We start from the raw sequence: 21165 nt of genomic DNA, 5'->3' as shown, positions 1-21165 counted from the left end.
TCCTACGACACAAGCCTTATCGTTTATTAAGGTTATTTATTGTTTGAGAAGATATTCTAGCCGATAACCGCTAGCTCCTGGATGAGCTTGCCACTCTCGAACCTTTCCAGGGTAAGGTTCCTAGCCTCGGGAATTCCAGGATCTCCTCTGAGTATCCAGTTCGCTATAATCTCTCCTGTTACAGGCCCCATCATAAAGCCGTGTCCGCTGAAGCCGGTCGCAACATAGAGCCCCTCATACTTGTTGACAGGGCCGAGCACAGGGTGATGGTCGGGTGTAACCTCATAGTAGCCAGGCCAATGTCTTAGAATGTTTACTTCGGGAAGCCAGGGGAGCCACTTAGACCACTCTTTTACAACCTTGTAGAGGAACTTAATGCTTACCTCAAGACTAGAGTAGGGTTTCTCTGGAGTCTCCACGCCCATGATTACGTTGCCATGAAATGTTTGGACGGCATAAGCACCACTCTCAAAGTCTATTATTAACGGGTCGAATAGCCTTCCAAACTCCTCAGTTATTGCTGCGTAGTGTGGAATCGGTTCCACGTGGGGGTCTACGCTTAAGGGCTTCAGTAACTCGTGCACATAAGCACCTGTAGCTACGACCACGTTTTCCGCTTCTAGACGCTGGTTTGAAGTGCGAACACCCTGTACAACGCTTTGATGCGTTATTATTTCCTCGACATTTTCCTCCGTGCGGAACTCCACGCCAAGCGATCTCGCCGCCGCGTATAACTTGTAAATAGTGTCGAATGGACTGGCCTTCCCGGCTAAAGGGTCGAAGAGGGCCCCTACAAGCCTACTTGTGTCCACGTGAGGCGCTACCTGTTTTACGAAGTCCTCCTCCACTATACGTGTAGGAACCCCGCTCTCGTTGTGCAACTTCATGTATGCTTTAAGCTTCTCAAAACCTTTCTCGGTTGAGGAGAGCCAGAGATATCCGCTTCTCGCATATTTTATGCTCAGCTCACTTGCGAGCTTCCCCCATAACTCGATGCTTCGCTTCATTAGTGCTATATGCTCTTTGCTGGTAAAGCTCGCCCTGATCCCCCCCGCGGAACGGAAGGTGGAACCGGAGCCGAGATAGTTTCGCTCCAGGACCACAACTTTACCAGCACCCTTATTCGCAAGGCTGAAAGCTGTAGCCAGGCCCGTAATACCCCCGCCTATTATGATAGTCTCATATCTCATCATACTTCACCTGCAGGAAGAGTTTTGCGGGAACAGGCTCTAATGGTGGTCTAACTATTGGGTAGGCAAGCTTCTCGGGTGGAACACCTAGCTTTCTACTAACATAGGAAATGAGCGCGGGGATGCAGAATCTACCCTGGCACGGACCCATCCCTATTCTTAGTTTCCTTTTGAGCGACTCGAGATCCCTTATACCCTCCTTTAGAGCCTTGTCGACATCCTCGAGAGTAACCTTTTCACACATGCATATGTAGGCTTTCACTTCACCCGTATGCTTCTCACCTCCCATATAAGATCCCTTGGCACCTTTACAAATACAACCTGAGTCTTGTTAATTTCAAAAACTCTCGTAATTTCACCTTCTCCAAGCTCCCGACCGTCTCGGCCCATTAGTACTGCCCGCTTACCCTTCTCTGCGCGTGGCAGGAACTCGTATGGGAGTCCTACTATGTAATCATTGCCTGCCCTTCCCACCATGAACATGGCCTGTCCAGGACATGAACCAACACATACACCGCAGCCCGTACATCTATCCCAGTCTATTCTCGGTCTCCCACTGAGACCTTCGACACGTATGGCCTTAACTGGGCAAACAGACTGACAGACGTTGCATGGGATCATCTCAATACACTCCGAGACGGCTATAGCCTTAGACTCGACTAGCTCTTCCGGTGGGATGAAGCCAGCGTCTCGTAGCTCTTCAACCGTAGCATAACCTCTAAGCCTGTAGCTCACTCAGCATCACCTTACCTACTCCCTTCAAAACTTTGGTAGAGAATGGCGTCATGCGCGCTGCTTCGAGTTCCCGCATGGCCTCCTCTCTTTTCCTTAAAAGTTCGTCACGTGGTCCTAGAATATTGATTGCAGCAGAGTATCCGGCGATCCTCCCAGTGAGTATAGCTGTCGTCGCCTCCTCTATGCCCGATGCGTCACCTGCAACAAATACTCCCGGGATACTTGTCTCCATATATTTGTTCCTATATGGAACATAACCTCCAAGCTCACTTGTCCAAACCATTCTAGCACCCATTTCTGCTAGTAGCCTAGCTTCAGGCGTGAGACCCACGGCTAGGAGTAGAAGGTCAGCCTCAAAAGCCTTCTCAGTACCCGGTATTGGCTCAAATTTATCGTTGACCTGAGATACGATGACGCGCTCTACGCTATTCTTTCCCTCCGCTCTTACCACAGTGTGGCTAGTAAGTATAGGTATACCCCTCCTCCTGAGTTTGGCAGCGTGGACAAGCCAGCCCCCTATCTCTTTCATGACTTCAACGACGGCTGCAACCTCAACACCTGCCTGTAGAAGCTGATACGCCACAATAAGTCCAACATTCCCGGCACCGACCACCACTGCCCTGTTTCCAGGCTTTACCCCGTACTCGTTCATCAGCGTCTGCGCCGCCCCTGCACCCATTACACCGGGAAGCGTGTTTCCCGGAAATGGCAGAAACCTCTCAACGGCACCCGTTGATACGATAACAGTACGAGGCTTAACAAGAACGAGTCTATCTTGAGCCGCCACAGCGAAAAAGCCCTCCTTGAACCACCCTATCACCGGGGCTCTCGTATGTATTCTCACGCCGAGAGAGTTAGCATCCTGGATTAGCCTCCGAGCTATCTGGAAACCCCGCTGACCACCAAAAAGCTTGCCTGAGCCGAAGAATTTGTGTGTCTGCTTCACTAGTTGTCCACCCGGCCTGAAGTGCCTCTCGAAAACATCTACCCTCAATCCTTCCCCTCTAGCAGCTATAGCCGCGGAAATACCGGCGGGCCCGCTCCCCACAACCATCACGTCTGTCTCAATTATCTCTGCTTTTCCTTCTTCGGCTTCATGTGTGACCTTCGGGGGAAGCGGTTCTTCCTCGATCTCAACGATAAGCCCCTCAGAGACAGGTTCCAGACACGTCCTAACACGGGGTCGTCCGTTTACCCGCGCCATGCAGCCCGAGCAATAGCCTATCTGGCAAAAAGGGCCTTGAGGGGGACCTCCCTTCTTTAAACTTTTTATACCGTTAGCCCATAGCGCAGCGAGTACGCTCTCGTTAGGGTATCCTTCAAGGATATTTCCGTTAAAGGTGAATTTTAGAGGGGGACCCCGGGTGAAATCTAGTATAGGATGTTCCCTGATTCGCACAGCTAGGATATCACTCAATCTTTTAAAAAATTTTTCTGTAAAAAAAGATATATATGATGTAGGGGATAAAATCTAGGATAAAATTTAACTTTTGCATTTTCTTTTTAATTATGATTATTACTAATGATAGTTTATAAATACAGAGATACATGCAAACATCTGAAACCATGCTGACATTATATTCGAAGGATGCACACTCATTTACCGTTTTCAGGGAGTTGACACCACAAGGCTACGTCCAAGCAAACCAGATTGTTATAGCAGACTCAGGCGAAGGCCTCTTAGCTGATCCAAGCGGTAGGGTTACCTTTTCGAGGCTTTTAGCAGAAGTCTCAATCATAGTTCCAGCGCCTAAGATAAAGTACCTTTTCTTTTCGCACCAGGATCCCGACGTAATCGGGGCTGCTTCAAGCTGGTATACGGCGTTACCTAACGCAAAGATAGTGCTCCCTGAGATTTGGGCTCGCTTCGTGCCACACGTGTTTCCCCCAGAAGTATCGCCGGGTAGCCGTTTTCTACTAGTCCCGGAGCAGGGTACAGAGCTAGAGCTCGGAAATTGCAAGCTTAAAGTAATACCTGCGCATTTCCTGCACTCACCTGGGAACAACCAGATATACGATCCATGTTCAAAGATATTGTTCTCCGGAGATCTCTTCGCGTCAGTGTTTCCGGATCAGGTTGGTTACGACTTCGTCAAGGATTTTGATGGACACATCAAATACATGGAGCCTTTCCACAAGAGATACATGGCGGGAAACAAAGCTATTCAGGCCTGGCTTAACAGAATAAAGGGTTTGGAGATCGAGACAATTGTGCCTCAACACGGAGCTATACTTAGCGGGAAAGATGTCGTTGAAAAAGCTCTAAAGTGGATCGAGAGCCTTAAGTGTGGAATTGATCTCCTTTAATCTTGAAGGAAGCCTTATACAGATGCCAGGCTTTGGGTCAATTTGTATTTCTCAGACGGAGGAGAGACCACCATGTTCACTCCATATTATGCTCAGATCGTGCCGCCTATCGAGAGTTCTGGGCATCAACATTTCCTCGTTCACGTAGAGCTGTAATTTTTTCGATAAGCGCACTTCCCGGATAAGCCCCACTCGTTCTAGGATAACAAGGTGTCCCGAGAGAGAGCCTATACTAACGCCTAGCTCACGGGCTAGTTGTCTTACACTTAGGCCCGGGTTCTCGATAAGGCAGGATACTATTGCCCGCCTTAGAGGATGACTTAATGCTTCTCGGAGAGTTAGGACCTTGTCGGGCATACTGTTCATCCTCGGTAAGCTTAACACGCAAGAATATGCAAGGCTACAAATAAATTCTCCGCATCGCTCAGAACAAGATTATTATTGTTTAAGAATGCTTCTTTGAATGGAGTTCGTCCGCGTTTTTTATGATAGAAGGAGGAAAGCCAGATAAATAGAGATGAGTAGTTTTTGCCAAAATCCTGTATAGACCCGTTAAATGTGAGAAAAGGTGCGGCCGCCGGGATTTGAACCCGGGTTCTCCGCGCCTACAGGGCTCTGCGGCGTGGCAGGCCGCCATCCTACCAGACTAGACTACGGCCGCCGTCTTCTATTTCTGGTTTGGGGGTTTTTATATTTTTGTCGACTCTTTCGAGTGAGTACCCAAAGGCTTCCCAGATGGATTGAGCCGGGAATTTCGTGACTGAAGTTGTTACTTTTGCATCATACCTTTTTCTTTAAGAAGGTTGGCAAGCTTTGAGGGTTCAGGCGTGTAAAGCCTTATTCTCTGCTTGACCTGGCTACCCATGACTTGCTGGATTAGTGTTATCTCTACGAACTTCCTCTTGTTATCGGTGCCGATAGAGCCTTTTAGTGGAAACTTTATTGGAAGCCTGTCGTCCACTATAATACCTCTAGAGGTTATTGTGTATTTTGTCGCTATTGTAAGTGTCCCCGTTTTAGATTGAACACGCCTGGTATAGAGGCCAGTGATCATCGAGATTAGATAGAATGAGCCGTACATAGCCAGGAAAGAGTAGAACATCGCCATTTTCTGATCCTGTGTGAGTGTGTTTCCTATGTTCTGAAAGAATTGTCGAAAGGAAGGTATGTAAAAAACCATGAGAAAAAGGATCATCGTCAACATGGGAATCAATGACACCTTGAATTGAGCTGCGAGCTCACCCTGAGTCTTCTCCATGTCCTTCTCGCGAAGCTTAAGGCTCTGATCCGGATCGGCCTGATATATTATCTCGCCTTTCTTAACCTCCTCTAGGTCTCTAAAGATATTCTGGGCTTGCCTACCAGTTACGAAGAAGATAATGCCCATAAAAACTAACAGGTAAAGTGTGAAAAAGAGCCATGTCTTATCAGGGTAGTGTGCGTTCATGTAGGAGAAAAGTACCATGAGAACAAATCCTAGCAGGTATTGCAGCAGTAATGCATGCCTCATAGACGGACCCAGAGTAAGGTTACATCCATGTTTTTATACTTTAACACTTCAAGGAGGTTGTGGACGAGACACAACTGATTACTCGAATAGCCTTTGCCTTAGCCTTTCTGAGTCTCTTAATAACAGCAACCATCGTGTATAATCTTATTAGTGTTCAGAGAGACATATACCGAGTAACTGAAGAGATTAAGACGATGGCCAGCTACCTAGGTAATAATACTGGGAGAATTGTGCTTGTAAATGTATGCATTAAGCACAGTGATCATAAAGAATGCTTCTACAATCATCCTGTACACGCTGGAGAGACGTTTGTAACGGCGATAGCCAGGATAACCGATGTAACAATCGGGGTTAGAAATAACACTTTAACAATCTTGTCTTTGGGAAAAGTCCCGGAGTGTAAGAACTGGTCATTACTCGTTTATAAGAATGACTCCTGGCTGAGGGTGCCACCCGATTATCCTTTATTTGGTGGGGAAACCTTAATTTTGAGTTGTAGCGGTTAGGGGCGTATGAGACATAACATACACATTCTTTTTTTAATAGTAGTTGTATTAACCGAGATCACCTTAGCCTTAATTCCCCCCAACCAAGCCTTGACAGGCTTTCAGCAAGGACCAATACTTGTAATCTATGTATATCCAAGTGTTTTACAGTTGAGGCAAGGTGCTACCGGAACTGTGAGAATACTCGTGCATAACTATGGGAGCAGCCCTGCCATTAATACTTCTCTACATGTTCTCGGACCTAGCTATGTAAATCTCACCTCGGATGGAATAAGGTGGGGAAGTAATCTAACAGTAAGGCTTGGAGCCGTTCCTGGCGGGAAAGATGTCCCTGTCACATTCTTTGTTAAGCTTCTGAGAAAAGAAAACGCGACTGTTCAGATTAGCTTGATAGCAGATAATGCCGATCCAAGCTTGTCCTCCTTTGTAATTACGGCTGTAGAATCAGAGGCTCCAACGGGAGAAAGTACAATTTCCTCGAATGGACACCTAATAGTTGTAGTCTTCGCTATCATAGGGGCTTTGACCTTGCTGGGAATCTACATAAATAATAGATCAAAGTTCTTGAAGACCCGCTCGAGTAAAAAGAAAAAACGGAAAAGTTAACGGAGACAAAGACAAGACAACGATATTTAAAATAATTAACGCGGTCAAAAAGATTTTAGAATTCTTCCTCCTCTTCCTCCTCCCACTCTTCCTCCTCTTCCTCTTCTTCTAGGAATTCCTCCTCTTCACCGAAGTCTTCGAATTCTTCCTCCTCTTCCTCTTCGAATTCTTCCTCGTCCCATTCCTCTTCCTCTTCACTAAAGGCGTAAGGTTTCATGGTCTGTCAATTCCCATGCCAAGATTCATGCATATATTTTTATCGTTCTCTTTTGAAGCCCGTATCATAGGAAAATATTCATTAAAGAGCATTGAGGTAGTAATGGGGCGTTTCGATGAGCAGTAAGCCTGTGCTTGAAGTCTTTGCTGAGGACGAGGATGTGTTGAAGTCGCTGAAGAGCCTTGGTGTTAGCCGTATCGTAGCGTTCAACTCGGATAAAATACTCTATCAATATCCTCCTAAGGTAGAGGTATCTGACCTCCTGGCATATGTAAGATCGACGTTAACGGTTTTAGGCTACTCTGATCCCTGGCTTGCGCTAAAACAGGGATCCAAAAGTGTCCTTATTTTCAAGAGGGGAGATCTTTTAGTAGCTGTTGAAGGGGTTATCAACCCTGCAGACTTTGATGTCATCGTTATGCTTGTTAGCCTGCTTATAAGTTAACCCCTGACACGCTAGGCTCGCTAGCTAGAATTAGAGAATGACCTTCTATGGATTGAATAAAGGGTATATTTTTCTGCGACGTGCCGTGGATTTTTAGAGAATTGTATTCCCTTCACGCGACGTATAAAGAGGAAAGGTGAAAAGGGTCAGCCGCGACGGTTTACGGTCATTATTCCCTGCTTTAGACCCTCATCATCAAATAGTTACATTTCGCGTTAAGCTTAATACTTTTGGGCGCGGGCTTTAGACCCGTGAAATACGCGCTCGCAGTTGACATTGGAGCTACAAACACCCGTGTGGGCATTGGAAACTCGGATGGAGAGCTTTTACAAATAGAGAGTTTTAAGACCTGGGACTTCCAAGACCCACTAAAATACGTAGAGCATATTGCCAGAGTAGCTAATGGAATTTTAAAAAGCTTCAACGTGGAGGTCGTAGGGATGGGAGTCGGGAGTCCAGGTCCACTCGACATCAAGAAAGGTGAGATAATCAATGCGCCAAACATGCCATTCAAGAAGCTCGAACTCGTTAAACTCCTCAAAGAGTTTACAGGTCTACGCGTCGCTTTCGCAAACGATGCAGTAACAGCCGTTGTCGGTGAAAGGTACTGGGGAGAGGGTTCCAAGCATGAAAACATTGTTTACGTGACTATTAGCACTGGTATAGGTGGTGGAGTATACGTTGACGGTTCCCTTCTTCTAGGCAAGGATGGCAACGCGCATGAAATAGGTCATTTGGTAGTGGACTCCCAGGAAAGGTTGACCTGTGGCTGTGGGAAGAAGGGGCATTGGGAGGCATACTCTTCTGGGAGCGGGATTCCGAGGTTTGCAAGGTTTCTGGCCGAGGTCGAGCGCGAGAAAATTGAAGGCTCCGTACTGAAGGATAGAAAAGATTTAGACGCACCCCTAATTTTCGAAGCCTATCGTAAGGGGGACCCGTTAGCACTCCTCGTCATATCAGAGGTTAGAAGGTTAAACGCGTACGGTTTTGCAGCTATTGTAAACTACTACGACCCTGAGATAATAACTGTAGGAGGCTCTGTAGCCCTAAACAACGTCGACATACTGTTGAACAACATTAGGGGGGAAGTGGAGAAGTATGCCATCAACAGGGTTCCGGACATCAAGCCGACGAAACTAGGCCAAAACATAGGGATTGCGGGGGCACTTGCCTTGGGATTGGGCTTAGAGCCAAAAATCCCTCTCAGGTAAGACAAAATAGGGAGGCTACCTGCGCAACAGCCACCGTGTTTTATTCTTTTCATCCATTAGCACTATTCCCAGGTCTGAGAGCCTAGATCTGATGTAGTCGCTTAGCTCCCAGTTACGCTGTGAGCGTAGCACGTTGCGAACCTCGACTATGAGATCTACCAATTGCTCTACTGGTATCGTCTCACTCGGAGTCTCATACATTATGTCATCTAAAACACCCAATACTCTGTTAAACTCCTCGAGTAACCTGTGTGCTATATAGACCGTTGTGTAGGAAGGTTTGCTAGATATCCGGGAGTATATAATCGAGGTTAATTGCATGACGGAGGCAAACGCGGCGCTAGCATTAAAGTCAGAATTCATGGCTTCATAGAAATCTCTGCGAAGCTGGGACATTTCTTTCAAGGTGACAAGGTCTTCATCTGAAAGCCTGCCAGCCGGCTCCACCTCTTTGAAGAGCTTCTGTACTAGTAACGCGGCCCCCCTCAACCTCTCCAGGTTAGAGCGCGCTTGTTGGAGAATCTCATCGGAGAAACTAAGTATAGTCCTATAATGGGCACTGGCCAGCCAGAGCCTGACCACTAAGGGGTCGTAGGAGTTGAATAAGTCTTTGAGAGGCACAATGTTCTTTAAACTCTTACTCATCTTCTCACCACCAACCTGTAGCATCCCGGTGTGCATCCAATACTTCACCCAAGGCTTCTCTCCAAACAATGACTCGCTTTGGGCCCTCTCGTTCTCATGATGAGGAAAGATCAGGTCAGAGCCTCCTCCATGTATGTCAAATCTGGTTCCAAGGTAGCGTGAGGACATCACGCTACATTCGATGTGCCAGCCAGGTCTCCCGGGACCCCAGGGTGAGTCCCAATATGGCTCGCCTGGTTTACGGGCTTTCCAAAGCGCAAAGTCATAAGGGTTTTTCTTCTCAGTAGCAAACTCCTCTTGACTCCACATCTTTTTATCCTGACGGCCACTCAGCCTGCCGTAGTCGCCGTACGTGTCCACGTCGAAGTATACGCTGCCACTTGGCGCCACGTAAGCGTGACCCTTTTCTATGAGCTTTTGGATGAAATCTATGATCTCGCTTATGTGCTCTGTGACTCGTGGATGGATGTCCACAAAAACATTGAGTTTTTTCAGCGCATCTAGGTAGTCCTTGCTGTACTCATCGACGATTTCCCTCCAGTCCTTTCCCTCGTCACGTGCCCTGTTTATGATCTTGTCGTCGATGTCAGTAATGTTTTGAACATGGAAAGCGTCGTAGCCTATAAGCCTCAAATAACGTTTTATCACGTCGAAAGCTACATAGGTTCGGGCGTGTCCAACATGGGAATAATCATAGACTGTCGGACCGCAGACATACATCAGAACTCTTCCAGGGTTTACAGGCTGAAACACCTCAAGACTTCGCGATAGAGTGTTATAGACTTGTAACACAATGGAGCTTCACCGGCACCTATAGCACGTAAGGCATCGTTTTTATACTTTTCTTTAAGTTTTGGGAATGGTGTCGATAGTCTCCTTCATCGACAGCTTGGAACTAATAGATAAAGAGGGTGCGGTGATAGTCTACGATGATCCGGGACTTGTTATTAAAAACGCTAATTCGATACTCGTAGATGAGTTAGAGCTCACCAAGCTTGATACTCCACATCTCATAATTCAGAATAGCTTGCAGCAAAGGATTTTAGGGATAGGAGGATTTAAAGCCGTAAACGCTGCAAAGATTCTCTCGGTAAAAAGGCTCAGGAAGGGCGGGCTCAAACAGTCAATTTTTGAGTCTCCCAGACCTCACATCCCGGTAACTCTTGTCCCGCTCCGCCCAGCACTCTGTAGCGAGGTGAGCTCTCTAACCCTTGTTTTCGACGAGAAAGTACCAGTTTACTATGCTTTGTTCATCAGGCCCGAGAGAATTGTTATACCTGAAAAAGTCTTCATGGAAAATATCAAAGGTAATGAACTTGTCGCGCTTCTCTTGGAGAGCGACACGAGGAGTCTTTCGACTGGAGAATACGTGTCTCTTTGCCTGAGACTGTCAAAGAGACTATTCGGTGTCCACTTCATCATCTCGCTTTCACTAGCCGCACTCACAGGCCTCAAGCTGGATAGCGTCATACCGTGTGTGGCCAAGGCCACAGGTTATCCGAGGGCTGCCAGCTGCGACGTGAATGTTGTAGATAAGATACATACCTTGATAGAGAAAAAGATAGACCATCTTGTCGAACACTCTTGGTCTTTCTATATGAACTTCTTAATCTACTGGGGGGTAAACAACAGAGGTGAGCTCTACCGGCGCTATCTGGATCTCAAACCTTCTGGATAAGCCTTAGGAATTTCCGCGTGCGTTCCGTGGATGGATTTTCCAACACCTCCTTAGCCTGACCGCTCTCCACAATGGCGCCATCCTCCATTATTATTACACGGTCAGCGATCTCCTTTGTGAAGTCCAATTCATGGGTTACGGCGAGCATTGCTATGCCTCTACGAGCAACTTCTTTGAGAGTGTCCAAAACCTCAGCCTTTAACTCTGGGTCAAGTGCAGAGGTTGGTTCATCTAAGAGGAGCAGAATAGGATCCATGGCGAGGGCCCTTGCAATGGCAACCCTTTGTTGTTGTCCACCGCTTAGCTGTAAAGGATATTTTTCCTCGAATCCTCGAAGGTTGACTTCTTCGAGAACCTCAAGAGCCTTTTTAATTGCTTCTTCTCTAGTATATCCTTTCACGATGCGTAGCGGCAGAGTTATGTTGTCGATCACTTTTAGATGGGGAAATAGGTTATAGCTTTGAAAGACAAAACCCGTCTTTGCGCGAGCTGCTCTGAGGTCAACGTTCTCCGCGGTGAGCTCTTCGCCGTCCAAGTATATTCTGCCCTTAAAGGGCTTAACAAGTAGTACCGCTGTTTTTAGCAAGGTACTTTTACCGCTTCCGCTTGGACCCATTATCACAACTTTCTCGTGCTTCTGTACCTTGAGAGAAACACCCTTTACTACGGGTTGCTCATCGTAGCCTGCCCAAATATCTTCCATTTCAAGCACTATCTCTGTCATCACTACGCACCCGTGTAGCCTGGTATTCTGACCTTTCTCTCTAGAACACGGGAACCGTGAGAGAAGACATAGCATAAAACAAAGTAGAGGAAAGCTACTATCAAGTAAGCCTCAAACGCCCTATAGGTATACGCTGCCACGTACTGCCCACGCCTCGTAAGCTCTACGATACCTATCACCGCGGCCAGCGAACTTTCCTTAATCACGGTTACAAACTCGTTTACAAGCGAAGGTATCGAAATCCGTAAGGCTTGTGGTAATATAACATACCGGAAAGTCTGGTATTGTGTGAAACCTAGAGACTCGGCTGAGAGTATCTGAACATCCGGTATTCCCTTCACCGCAGACCGGAATATCTCTGCTTGATAAGCCCCGCTATTAAGGCCAAGGGCTAGAATACTGGCTGTAAAGGCATCTAGTTTTATTCCTATGGACGGCAAACCAAAATAGAGAACAAAGAGCTGGACGAGTAGAGGAGTCCCACGTATCGGCTCAATATATGCCCGGGCAACCGGTCTTAGAGGGGATAACGTGAGCGCTAGGAGAAAAGCACCGAGTATCAAGCCCATCAAAAAAGAGATTATTGAGAGTTGAAGAGTGGTGAGCATTCCCTGAGAGATAAAGGGTAGGTATTCAATAACAAAGCTAATAAAGTCCATCTTCAACCCACGTAAAAAAATCATTACTATCTATTCAATATTCTTTGCTCAGCTTCCACCAAGCCATTTAAGGGTCTCGTTTAGGAATATCTGGTCCATCTCCCCACTGTTTATAAGATCCTCAATTACCTTGTCGACAAATACCTTCAGGTCGGTTGCTCCCTTTGGCAAAGCGACCGCAGCACCCGCTGTTGGCTTGCCAACAATGAAAGCTGTCTTGAGATCAGGATTCTTTATGACGAGGGCGTTTGCAATTTTTTCTCCTATTATTATCGCGTCAACGTCGCCCCTCTGCAGTACCATTACCATGTCTGGGTATACTTTGTCGTATGTTTTTATCTCAGCCTTCCCCTTCAGATACTCGTTAGCATAGTCCTCCTGTATTGTTCCAAGCTGGACTCCGACCTTTTTCCCGTAGAGGTCCTCCAGCTTTGCGATGTTTGAATTTTTAAGTACTACAACCACGCCCTTACTAGCAAAATAGTATGGAAATGAGAAGTCTACTACTTTTTCGCGTTCAGAAGTGGGGGTCATGTCTGCTAGAACCATATCCACATCGCCGTTCTTTACAGCTTCAATTAAGGCTGAAAACTGCATATCCTTTATCTCGAGCTGTACTCCTAACGCCTGTGCTATTCGCTTCGCTATCTCGATGTCTATTCCTGCAAAGTTCCCGTTCTTATCGACATACTCGAATGGCGGCCAGTCTGCCGATGTTCCAACTATAAGTTTTCCACGTGATTTAATTTTATCGATATAGCTAGATTGTAGTGATGGTGATGTATGTCCGAGTAGATACCCTAGTCCACCACCGATTAAAAGTCCTATAATGAATACAGCTGTAAGTAATATTTTATTTGATTTTTTTACCTGGTTCTGCATCAAGGCTTTTTGAAAACTTTTGTCTTTATAAACATTTCTATTTATTAAAAAATTTTTATTCATTTAAAATAATTTATTTTTTAATTTTTCCTGAAAATGTTTTTAAACTTAGCTCCCCATCATCCAGCGTGCCTGCTAAGGATACTGTTGTAAAATACGTGAAAATGGTTCTCATGACTAGGCCATACATCCTAGAATCTATGCGCCTAGGTATTGTAAATTACTCGGCACTAGCACGCCTTTTACACGAGGAAGTTGAAAAGCTTTCAGGTCGCAAACTTACGGGTATCTCCGTAAAGATGGCCGTGTTAAGGGCCTCGAAGGAGTTATTAGAGGAAGGCGTAAAGGCAAGGAAAATTGCGACAGCGCTTGTGGGAAGCGAGATAAGACTCCTTGACAAGCTCGGGGTTCTCTCGGTAGATACTCTTGAGACATCCACGATTATTAAAAGCATCCATAATGAAACCTCTAGTAATGGGTATCTACAGCTTGTTCAGGGAACCAGTGCTTTAACAATCATAGGACGGGAGGATTTCCTGGAGAAAATTTATGCGGGTATAAAGAGGGAAAGCGTGAAACAGTTTCTTAGAAATCAATCTGCAATAATCCTAACGGGTCCTCCCGAGATCCTCGTCACGCCTGGAGTTGTCTCAATTGTTGCAATGGCTCTTTCTGTTAGAGGGATAAACCTGACTGAGGTTGTTTCAAGTTACCGGGACATAATATTTATTGTCGATTCGAGCGAGTCGAGTAGGGCATATAGCATTTTGAGAGACTTTATTGTGAGTTTGAGGAGCCTTCTTGACTAGGCTTCGCCTCAGCTTTTAAAGCCTCCAGAACCTTGTCAGCCAGACTCATCAGGCTTTTAGCTGTCTCGGTGTCAGGGTAGGCGAGAACAAAGGGAACCCCGTTATCCACGGACTCGCCTATACGTGGATCTATGGGTATTTCTGCTAAGACTCTCACACCAGTCTCCTCTGCTAGTCTCGTTGCACCTCCTTGACCGAATATATAGTGTTTAGTGCCGCATACGGGACACGTGAAATGGCTCATATTATTAACCACGCCGAGCAGGGGAACCTTTAGCTGCTTACAAAACGTGATAGCCTTCTTTACGACTATACGTGTCAAGTCGTTGGGAGTGGTGACAACTATAGCCCCGCTTAAATCTTTGATTAGTTGTGCTATTGTTAGGGGTTCGTCGCCTGTACCAGGCGGGAGATCTACAAGCAGAAAGTCCAGGGGCCCCCACGCTACCATTGATAGAACTTCTCTTATGAAACCCGTCTTCATGGGGCCGCGCCATATAAGCGCGGTTTCCTCGTCGGGTAGCATTAGATCCGCTGAGACTACGCGTACACCTCCAACACCTACGAGGGGTAGCAGTCCTCCTGGACCTGCGTATATCGCCTGACCGTGGAGGCCAAACATCTTTGGTATAGAGGGACCATGCACATCTGCGTCGAGAACACCAACCTGGAATCCCTTTGCTGCAAGCGCGGCGGCGAGGTTGGCTGTAACAAAGCTCTTTCCCACACCGCCTTTTCCGCTTAGAATAACCAACTTGTATTTTATTTGGCTGAGTCTTTTTCTAGCTTCCTCCTCTTGTTCTCTTACCTGCCTCAAAGCTTGAATTTTAGCTTCGCGTTCTTTAGCTGATGACACAGTCAATGCCGGTAATCGTATGATATAAGTTTTTTGACTCACTGCTTACAATACGAGTAACTTAGAGAATAACCATTGCTAGTGACACAAGCATTAGAGCCGCCCATACACCCGCGTTCCAGGCTAAAACTTTTCGCCCATCCAAGGGACCAAACGGTAGTAGGTTGAAAAAAGCAATCCAACCGCTAAAATTCATTACTGTTTTTGCAAATGTCCCACCAGCAATCATTCCGACCAGTCCTAGTAGGATGTTTGTCGCGGGTCCAGCAGCCGATATCATCCCGTCGGTCTTCTTGTCTATAAAAGGCCCAGTATATATGTAGACGGTTCCCGGAGCTATGAATTTGATTGGGATCACGGGTATTGCAGAGATGAGGGTTAAAAGAAAGAATTCCCATACGATAGAGAACCTTGCAGGGTAACCAAAGTACATCGCGATAAACTTGTGGGCAAGCTCATGGGGTACGTAGATAACGAAGGATAAAGTTAGAAGCCTGAGTAATTGGAGAAAACTCGGTGTATAGAACGGATAGAGATACTCCCCTGCAATTACAGCAAACACTGCAAGGGTAGCGAGAGTCAACTCCTGTACCTCACGTGGATAAAACGTTTCGCCATGCACAAGAGAGGGTATAATTACACGGAATATATTCCTTTTTGTCTCCTCCCAAAAAAGAATGAACTAAAGCATTACCTTTATATTTTCGGTTTTAAACCCATGTGATACGTGAAGATTACAAGAAGACAGTTCATCCTAAGCGCTGGAATTATAGCAGCGGCAGCAGCTCTTGGCTATTACTATTTCGAGAGACAGTCAACGGGAGGACAGAAGACCTTAAGAGTATACAATTACAGCACATACATAGACCCAGACCTAATAAAGGAGTTCGAAACCAAGTACAATGTTAAGGTAATCTACGATGAGTACGAGTCCGCTGAAGAGGCTTATGCGAAGCTACAGTATGGTGGCGGGGGGTATGATGTCGTAGTTCTGACAGATCAGTTCTTGTCACAAGCCGTTAAGAAAAACCTTATAAGGCCTCTCGACAAGTCTAAGATCCCAAACCTTGCAAACATAGACCCCCTCTTTTTAAACAACAAGTTCGATCCGGGTCTCAACTACGGCATACCTTATGCTTGGGGTACAACAGGTATCGGCTTTAACGGTAAGTTTGTAAATGCTGGAGAGATAGAAGGATACGAACAGCTCTTTGATACTCAAGGGTTCCTTCAAAGGCATAAGGGAAAAGTCTCTATGCTTGAGGAGTTCCTAGAAGTTGTGAACGCTGCAAAGCTCTACCTTAATATTCCCTTAGACGACTGGTCTGACGATGCCGTGAACAGGATAATAGATTTACTCCGAAAACAAAAAGACTATCTGGCAGGCTACTATGGTGCTAGCATATATATACCCCAACTAGCGAAGGGCGACTTGCACGCTGCACAGGCTTGGAGTGGCGACGTAATGCAAGCGCAAAGTGAGGAAAAAGCTGTAGGTTATATCCTACCAAAAGAGGGCGCTTTCATCTGGATCGACTTCATGACTATTCCAACGGGTGCTAGGGAGGTCGACCTGGCCCATGAATGGATAAACTTTATTCTTGAAAGAGAGAGTGCTGTCAAAAACGTCAGCTATACTTATTATCCGAGCCCCATAAAGAAGAGCCTATTAGAGGGGTTAGTCCCTGATGAGATCCTAAGCAATCCAGCGGTATATCCGCCAAAGGATGCTAAACTGCTGTTTACGAATCCTGTGGACGAAAACATACTGGCAATTGTTGAACGGATAAGTACAAGTGTAAAGAGGGTTTAGTCTTCTTTACCTTTAAAGACTTGCCTTGTATATATGTAACTTGTCAGCAGCGATACAGCAATGAGTATTGTAGCCAGCGCGTTAAGCTCGGAAGTAGCTCTGCCACGCGCCGCTCGCGCCCAGATAACCAATGGAAGAGTCTTGAAGCCCGGCCCTGTCGTAAAAGCTGTCTTTATAAAATCGTCGAAGGACATCGAGAATGTAATGAGAAGCGAGGATATGATGCCTGGGAGTGCAAGAGGAAAGTATACCCTAACGAATACATCAAAAGGCTTAGCGCCCAGCGTGTACGCTGCATCTTCTACATTGGTAGCTGTCAGCCTAAACTGTGGCTTGAGCGCAACATAGGCATATGACACATTATATGCGGTGTGTCCTATCAGGACGGTCCAAAAGCCCAGCTCGGCACCAACATAGTAGTAGAGCATGAGAAGACTTACCGATTCTACGATCTCAGGGATGACTATAGGGGCGTAGAAGAAGTTATCAACGAGTGGTGATGATCTTCTCCTAGCAAAATAATACGCTGCTAAACCCCCTAGTATCGTTGATAAAATCGATGAGATGAGTGCGACGGAAGCCCCGTTTAAAGCTGCTGTAAGGACTTCAGAGTCAAGCAGAAGCTCTGAGTACCATCTTAGTGTAAACCCTTTTAGGTCTCCTGGATATTTCGAGACGTTGAAGGACTGTATTATTACAAAGATGAGAGGCGCGTATATGAATGCTAGGAGAAGATATGTGTATATCTTGAGAACTTTCCTAATCATTACCGCCACCGTAACGTGTATAGAAGTATACCGCAAAAATAGAGGTCAAAGTGACTATGAAGGCTAGTGCGGAGCCTACAGGCCAGTTTCTATACTTCAGGAAAAGATCCCATATAAGGTACCCGACTGTATATCCATAGACGCCTCCCAGGAGTCCAGGAACCACGAACTCCGTAAACGCCATTAGGAATACCAGTATAACACCTGACGCTATACCTGGAGTCGCTAATGGGAGTGTTATCCTTAAGACGGCTTGCCAGGGCTTGGCACCAAGTGTCTCTGCGGCCTCGAGAAACCTCCTCTCTATGCGTTCAAGAGTGGAATATATTGGTAAAAGCATGAATGGGAGGAACTCGTAAACCATGCCTATTATCATTCCCTGGATGGTATTCGTAAGGTTCACAAGAGATAAAATATTCATTAATGCATAGGCCCTTAGTAGGAAGTTTATAAGCATGGGAACAGTGAATGCAACTAGAAATTTGTTCTTGGTTTGTGGGTTTTCGACCCCAAAGGACAGATAGTAGGCAGCTGGAAAAGCGAGTACTAGTGTAATCAGAGTCGTTATGAAAGCGATAGCTGCAGAATATAAGATTATAGAGGTGAAGTCTTTATTTGTTAAAACCGACGTGTAAACTTGTATTCCCCCGGCTTTAAGGCTCTCCAGGGCCATCAGTATTATTGGAACATAAAACGTCGTTAATACATAGAGAAGCGGTAAAATCGCTATGAGAAAAACAGGGTTTTTCCGCATTGCGGCTACCTGGTGAAGATCTTAACCGAGGATGGTTCAAGGTACATTCTGACCCTCTCACCCACTTCTATCCCCCAGCTTTCACGTGTTGGAGCCAAAGCTTCAAATTTAACGTCGCCCCAGCCATCAAGGACTATTTTCGTTAGGGGACCCAGGAAAGTTTTCTCGATGACTACAGCTTCTAGCTGAATCATCCTGGATGGATCACCCGATAGTTTCACGTCTTCAGGGCGGAAAAATAGGAGGACGCGGCCATCGTAGCCACTAAGCTCTGGTGAAAATAGGGAGAGATCAATTTTGACACCTTTTACTTCGGCTACACCCCCTCTGGCTTCAACAGAGATTATGTTAGCCTCGCCAAGGAAAGAGGCGACGAACTCGTTCGCCGGCCTGGTGTATACTTCTAGTGGAGACCCCACCTGTTGGAGAACACCCTCATACATTACTGCAAGCCTGTCTGAGAGCATCATGGCTTCGTTCTGGTCGTGGGTCACGTAAATCATTGTGACTCCCGTCTCCCTTTGAAGCCTTTTAAGCTCTCTGATAAGCTCGATTCTTATCTTATAGTCCAGGTGGCTGAAGGGCTCGTCGAGTAAGAGGACACTGGGATCTCTAGCCAAGGCACGAGCTAAAGCCACCCTCTGCTGCTGGCCACCGCTGAGCTGGCTTATTCTTCTATGAGCAAAAACATCGAATGGTAGCCTGACGAGCTCAAGAACCTCTTTCACTCTTCTCTCAGCCTTGTCTTTTGGCCATCCTGCAATTTCTAGGCCGAAGGAGACGTTCTTATAAACTGTTAGATGAGGGAAGAGTGCGAGGTCTTGGAAAACCATCCCGATAGGCCTCTCGTAGGCAGGTTTGTCTGTAACGTCCAACTCGTCAAAGAACACGCGGCCAGCATCTGGTTTCAAAAGCCCGGCTATGATCCGCAAGAGAGTCGTCTTACCGCAACCGCTGGGCCCTAGAATACTGAAGAGCTCCCCAGCCCTAATGTCCAGTTTTACGCTTTTTAGAGCAGTAGTTGTACCTCTATCCTTATACGTCTTGCTGACATCCTCAACCCTGACGCTAACTCCTCTGACCATCTCTCCGGGGACGTTTAAACGTCTACGCTTAAAAGCATATCGTTTATATGGGAAGAGCTACAATGGGATCTTGTACAACTTTAATCCCTCTATCTCTCTTAAAACTTTCACCACGTAAGCCTCCACGTATGCCCAGTTTACACCTTTGCCGGCGAGAACCTCCTTGACGTACTTCTCCGTGTCCCTGTAGCTCTTAAACTTTTCATTGATCTCGCGCCACGGAATACCACGCAGTGCTTCCGCAAGCTTCTCGTCGAACGGTAAGACACCTTTAAGCATGAGAAACGCTATGGAGGGATAACCTAGATAGCCCCTGTAGACAGAGCCGTTATCGTTTGATGCAATACCTCTTCCACCATCCCAGACTACTCTGTACACTCGACTCCCGTCAGACCCTACGACCCTAGCCTCCCTCTCACTTACAAATTGTATACGCGAATCTCCAATACAACCCAGCGCCTCAAGAACTTTTACTCTTGGAGGCAGCTTCCAGTAATCCACACTAAAGTTATGTATGGAGAAGTATATAATTCTATTACCTCCACTATTCCCGAGCAGGCTTCCCGATGGGCATTAGATACAATGGATTATCAATTCCTGTTAGGCTTGCTATCTTCTCGTCGTCAAACGCGCCTACAGCAACTGTCCCTAGGCCCTCGTGAGTTACATTAAGGTAAATGTTCTGGGAAACGATCCCCGACTCTACCTCTGCTTCGGGACCTATTCCCGAGAGTATGACCACGACTGGAGCCTTTAACAGGGCTTGCTGTCTGAGAGAATACCTCCAGAGAGCTTCAGAGAAATCCCCCATCTTTATAGGCTCTAGGGTTAACGTCTGCGGGTTCACGTAGTACACGCCTGAATCTATGCCTCGGACTAAAGACACCGACAGATAGGTCTCGACTCTTGGCTTCCCGAAGAGACTTGGATAGACTCTGCCACCCTCAACCACCTCGCCGACGGACCATCTTAGAATTGTTATGAGCTGTTCTTCCGAGAGGCCCTCCTTTCTATAGTTGCGTATGCTCGACCTCAAGGCTATGACTTTGTCTAGGGGAAATGCGCGCTCTACCAGGAAACCTCTACAATAGTTTTCCGCGTCCTTTAACTCGATTCCGGCAACTCTTGAGGGGGACTCTTCCTCTTCTAGTCTAGGCTTCAAAAACCTTAGAGACCAGGAAAAACCATGGCTTATCAACGACAAGAAAAGATTTTGTAGCGCATGCCCGATTTCCTGCCTAACGTATCTATAGCCCCTTAAACCGTAGAAGCTCGTGGTTCTAGCGGTGACAGCTGCTATCACAAACCCTTCGAACTCTGCCTCCGCGTCAACAGCCTCGAGAGCGTTCTTCGCCGGGACATACTTGTATATCCCCTTTTTTATAGGTAAAAGATCATTCCTTGAAAAAACGTACACCTCCAGCGGATATGTAGCACCGGCTGAGGGAACCGTTCTAAAACCCCCGCGCCGTATACCTTGAAGGTGGAAAAGAATGCGGGACAAGCCTTCCAGGTCACACCTGGGGCACTGGAGGGGGGTTGCATTGGCTAGACACCATAGAGCCTCTCGAAGAGTCGGCTTATCACGCAGGCTAGGAGTCGGCAGCTTAGACGGGACTGACATAACCTCGAAAACATTGACCTATCATTCTAATAATATTTTCTATATTTTCTAATCAGGCTTCTAAATCCTACTCCTTATCAAAAAACCCTTAGGTTTAAATTACTAGTTGGAGTACGAGACACGTGAAGTTGTACCTAGCTAC

Annotated in this window: 26 protein-coding genes and 1 tRNA gene; 8 read left to right on the top strand and 19 right to left on the bottom strand. The window is 46.5% G+C overall.

Going from position 1 to position 21165, the window contains the following annotated elements:
• Positions 1 to 56: 56 nt before the first annotated feature.
• The 4 genes from ACP5KC_RS02740 to ACP5KC_RS02725 are packed head-to-tail and all read right to left on the bottom strand — an operon-like array spanning position 57 to position 3342.
• A complete protein-coding gene (locus ACP5KC_RS02740; protein ID WP_273433440.1) occupies positions 57 to 1190 on the bottom strand; it encodes an NAD(P)/FAD-dependent oxidoreductase in 1134 nt (377 codons plus the stop codon).
• Entirely contained in the window at positions 1180 to 1479 is a 300-nt protein-coding gene (locus tag ACP5KC_RS02735; RefSeq protein ID WP_052884214.1) for a (2Fe-2S)-binding protein, read from the bottom strand. Before ACP5KC_RS02735 ends, ACP5KC_RS02740 begins: the two co-directional genes overlap by 11 nt.
• Complete coding sequence (locus ACP5KC_RS02730) at positions 1449 to 1925, bottom strand: 4Fe-4S binding protein (RefSeq protein WP_052884215.1); 477 nt, start codon at positions 1923 to 1925, stop codon at positions 1449 to 1451. Before ACP5KC_RS02730 ends, ACP5KC_RS02735 begins: the two co-directional genes overlap by 31 nt.
• On the bottom strand, positions 1909 to 3342 hold the full coding sequence (locus ACP5KC_RS02725; RefSeq protein ID WP_428286806.1) for an FAD-dependent oxidoreductase: 1434 nt from the start codon (positions 3340 to 3342) through the stop codon (positions 1909 to 1911). The genes ACP5KC_RS02730 and ACP5KC_RS02725 overlap by 17 nt, the downstream gene beginning before the upstream one ends.
• Before the next feature lie 131 nt (positions 3343 to 3473).
• Between ACP5KC_RS02725 and ACP5KC_RS02720 the strand changes: the two genes are divergently transcribed.
• On the top strand, positions 3474 to 4232 hold the full coding sequence (locus tag ACP5KC_RS02720; RefSeq protein WP_428286805.1) for an MBL fold metallo-hydrolase: 759 nt from the start codon (positions 3474 to 3476) through the stop codon (positions 4230 to 4232).
• Between the two features lie 51 nt (positions 4233 to 4283).
• Here ACP5KC_RS02720 and ACP5KC_RS02715 read toward each other — a convergent pair whose 3' ends face one another.
• From ACP5KC_RS02715 to ACP5KC_RS02705, 3 genes are all read right to left on the bottom strand, one after another.
• Positions 4284 to 4589, bottom strand: a complete 306-nt coding sequence (locus ACP5KC_RS02715; RefSeq protein ID WP_191118424.1) for a winged helix-turn-helix domain-containing protein — start codon at positions 4587 to 4589, stop codon at positions 4284 to 4286.
• 212 nt (positions 4590 to 4801) lie between these two features.
• Positions 4802 to 4893, bottom strand: a tRNA-Gly gene (locus tag ACP5KC_RS02710).
• 108 nt (positions 4894 to 5001) lie between these two features.
• Positions 5002 to 5742 carry a DUF2208 domain-containing protein gene (locus ACP5KC_RS02705; RefSeq protein WP_052884225.1) on the bottom strand — a complete coding sequence of 247 codons (741 nt, stop codon included), beginning with the start codon at positions 5740 to 5742 and terminating at the stop codon, positions 5002 to 5004.
• 59 nt (positions 5743 to 5801) lie between these two features.
• On the opposite strand from ACP5KC_RS02705, the gene ACP5KC_RS02700 reads away from it, so the two are divergent.
• On the top strand, positions 5802 to 6248 hold the full coding sequence (locus ACP5KC_RS02700; protein ID WP_052884226.1) for a hypothetical protein: 447 nt from the start codon (positions 5802 to 5804) through the stop codon (positions 6246 to 6248).
• A 6-nt stretch (positions 6249 to 6254) separates the two neighbouring features.
• The gene (locus ACP5KC_RS02695) at positions 6255 to 6854 is read left to right on the top strand and encodes a hypothetical protein (protein WP_052884227.1); all 600 of its coding nucleotides are present in this window, start codon (positions 6255 to 6257) and stop codon (positions 6852 to 6854) included.
• Positions 6855 to 6909: 55 nt separating this feature from the next.
• Here the strand turns inward: ACP5KC_RS02695 and ACP5KC_RS02690 are convergent, their stop codons facing one another.
• Positions 6910 to 7071, bottom strand: a complete 162-nt coding sequence (locus tag ACP5KC_RS02690; protein ID WP_191118425.1) for a hypothetical protein — start codon at positions 7069 to 7071, stop codon at positions 6910 to 6912.
• Positions 7072 to 7186: 115 nt separating this feature from the next.
• On the opposite strand from ACP5KC_RS02690, the gene ACP5KC_RS02685 reads away from it, so the two are divergent.
• Together ACP5KC_RS02685 and ACP5KC_RS02680 are read left to right on the top strand one after the other, a co-directional pair.
• On the top strand, positions 7187 to 7516 hold the full coding sequence (locus ACP5KC_RS02685; RefSeq protein ID WP_052884228.1) for a hypothetical protein: 330 nt from the start codon (positions 7187 to 7189) through the stop codon (positions 7514 to 7516).
• 251 nt (positions 7517 to 7767) lie between these two features.
• Positions 7768 to 8727 carry an ROK family protein gene (locus ACP5KC_RS02680; RefSeq protein WP_428286804.1) on the top strand — a complete coding sequence of 320 codons (960 nt, stop codon included), beginning with the start codon at positions 7768 to 7770 and terminating at the stop codon, positions 8725 to 8727.
• Positions 8728 to 8742: 15 nt separating this feature from the next.
• Here ACP5KC_RS02680 and cysS read toward each other — a convergent pair whose 3' ends face one another.
• Entirely contained in the window at positions 8743 to 10164 is a 1422-nt protein-coding gene (gene cysS / locus ACP5KC_RS02675; protein WP_428286803.1) for a cysteine--tRNA ligase, read from the bottom strand.
• A 67-nt stretch (positions 10165 to 10231) separates the two neighbouring features.
• Between cysS and ACP5KC_RS02670 the strand changes: the two genes are divergently transcribed.
• Positions 10232 to 11050, top strand: coding sequence for a hypothetical protein (locus ACP5KC_RS02670; RefSeq protein WP_428286802.1), 819 nt, complete (start codon positions 10232 to 10234; stop codon positions 11048 to 11050).
• On the opposite strand, the gene ACP5KC_RS02665 is transcribed toward ACP5KC_RS02670, so the two are convergent.
• Genes ACP5KC_RS02665 through ACP5KC_RS02655 form a run of 3 tightly spaced genes read right to left on the bottom strand, consistent with a single transcriptional unit; the run spans position 11034 to position 13315 of the window.
• Positions 11034 to 11774 (bottom strand): amino acid ABC transporter ATP-binding protein, encoded by a 741-nt coding sequence (locus tag ACP5KC_RS02665; protein WP_191118426.1) that lies wholly within the window; start codon positions 11772 to 11774, stop codon positions 11034 to 11036. The two genes, ACP5KC_RS02670 and ACP5KC_RS02665, sit on opposite strands and share 17 nt — an antisense overlap.
• Before the next feature lie 2 nt (positions 11775 to 11776).
• Positions 11777 to 12433, bottom strand: coding sequence for an amino acid ABC transporter permease (locus ACP5KC_RS02660; protein ID WP_052884232.1), 657 nt, complete (start codon positions 12431 to 12433; stop codon positions 11777 to 11779).
• 48 nt (positions 12434 to 12481) lie between these two features.
• Positions 12482 to 13315, bottom strand: coding sequence for an ABC transporter substrate-binding protein (locus ACP5KC_RS02655; RefSeq protein WP_273434439.1), 834 nt, complete (start codon positions 13313 to 13315; stop codon positions 12482 to 12484).
• A 128-nt stretch (positions 13316 to 13443) separates the two neighbouring features.
• On the opposite strand from ACP5KC_RS02655, the gene ACP5KC_RS02650 reads away from it, so the two are divergent.
• Positions 13444 to 14124 (top strand): ACT domain-containing protein, encoded by a 681-nt coding sequence (locus ACP5KC_RS02650; protein WP_052884233.1) that lies wholly within the window; start codon positions 13444 to 13446, stop codon positions 14122 to 14124.
• Here ACP5KC_RS02650 and ACP5KC_RS02645 read toward each other — a convergent pair.
• Positions 14093 to 14980: an Mrp/NBP35 family ATP-binding protein gene (locus ACP5KC_RS02645; protein WP_052884234.1), complete on the bottom strand. Its 888-nt coding sequence runs from the start codon at positions 14978 to 14980 to the stop codon at positions 14093 to 14095. The two genes, ACP5KC_RS02650 and ACP5KC_RS02645, sit on opposite strands and share 32 nt — an antisense overlap.
• Before the next feature lie 61 nt (positions 14981 to 15041).
• A complete protein-coding gene (locus ACP5KC_RS02640) occupies positions 15042 to 15602 on the bottom strand; it encodes a hypothetical protein (RefSeq protein ID WP_273434442.1) in 561 nt (186 codons plus the stop codon).
• 105 nt (positions 15603 to 15707) lie between these two features.
• Between ACP5KC_RS02640 and ACP5KC_RS02635 the strand changes: the two genes are divergently transcribed.
• Entirely contained in the window at positions 15708 to 16793 is a 1086-nt protein-coding gene (locus ACP5KC_RS02635) for a polyamine ABC transporter substrate-binding protein (RefSeq protein ID WP_424740225.1), read from the top strand.
• On the opposite strand, the gene ACP5KC_RS02630 is transcribed toward ACP5KC_RS02635, so the two are convergent.
• The 5 genes from ACP5KC_RS02630 to ACP5KC_RS02610 are packed head-to-tail and all read right to left on the bottom strand — an operon-like array spanning position 16790 to position 21023.
• The gene (locus ACP5KC_RS02630) at positions 16790 to 17560 is read right to left on the bottom strand and encodes an ABC transporter permease (protein WP_052884237.1); all 771 of its coding nucleotides are present in this window, start codon (positions 17558 to 17560) and stop codon (positions 16790 to 16792) included. The two genes, ACP5KC_RS02635 and ACP5KC_RS02630, sit on opposite strands and share 4 nt — an antisense overlap.
• Positions 17553 to 18314 (bottom strand): ABC transporter permease, encoded by a 762-nt coding sequence (locus tag ACP5KC_RS02625; RefSeq protein WP_273434445.1) that lies wholly within the window; start codon positions 18312 to 18314, stop codon positions 17553 to 17555. The genes ACP5KC_RS02630 and ACP5KC_RS02625 overlap by 8 nt, the downstream gene beginning before the upstream one ends.
• 5 nt (positions 18315 to 18319) lie before the next feature.
• Positions 18320 to 19399: an ABC transporter ATP-binding protein gene (locus ACP5KC_RS02620; RefSeq protein ID WP_052884239.1), complete on the bottom strand. Its 1080-nt coding sequence runs from the start codon at positions 19397 to 19399 to the stop codon at positions 18320 to 18322.
• Between the two features lie 57 nt (positions 19400 to 19456).
• Positions 19457 to 19900, bottom strand: coding sequence for a hypothetical protein (locus ACP5KC_RS02615; RefSeq protein ID WP_052884240.1), 444 nt, complete (start codon positions 19898 to 19900; stop codon positions 19457 to 19459).
• Positions 19901 to 19943: 43 nt separating this feature from the next.
• Positions 19944 to 21023, bottom strand: coding sequence for a SagB/ThcOx family dehydrogenase (locus ACP5KC_RS02610; protein WP_273434448.1), 1080 nt, complete (start codon positions 21021 to 21023; stop codon positions 19944 to 19946).
• Positions 21024 to 21165: the final 142 nt, after the last annotated feature.

The organism is Infirmifilum sp. (assembly GCF_049970975.1).
In the GTDB taxonomy this organism is placed as follows: Archaea; Thermoproteota; Thermoprotei; order Thermofilales; family Thermofilaceae; genus Thermofilum; species Thermofilum uzonense.
This window is presented reverse-complemented; position numbering and strand designations above follow the sequence as displayed.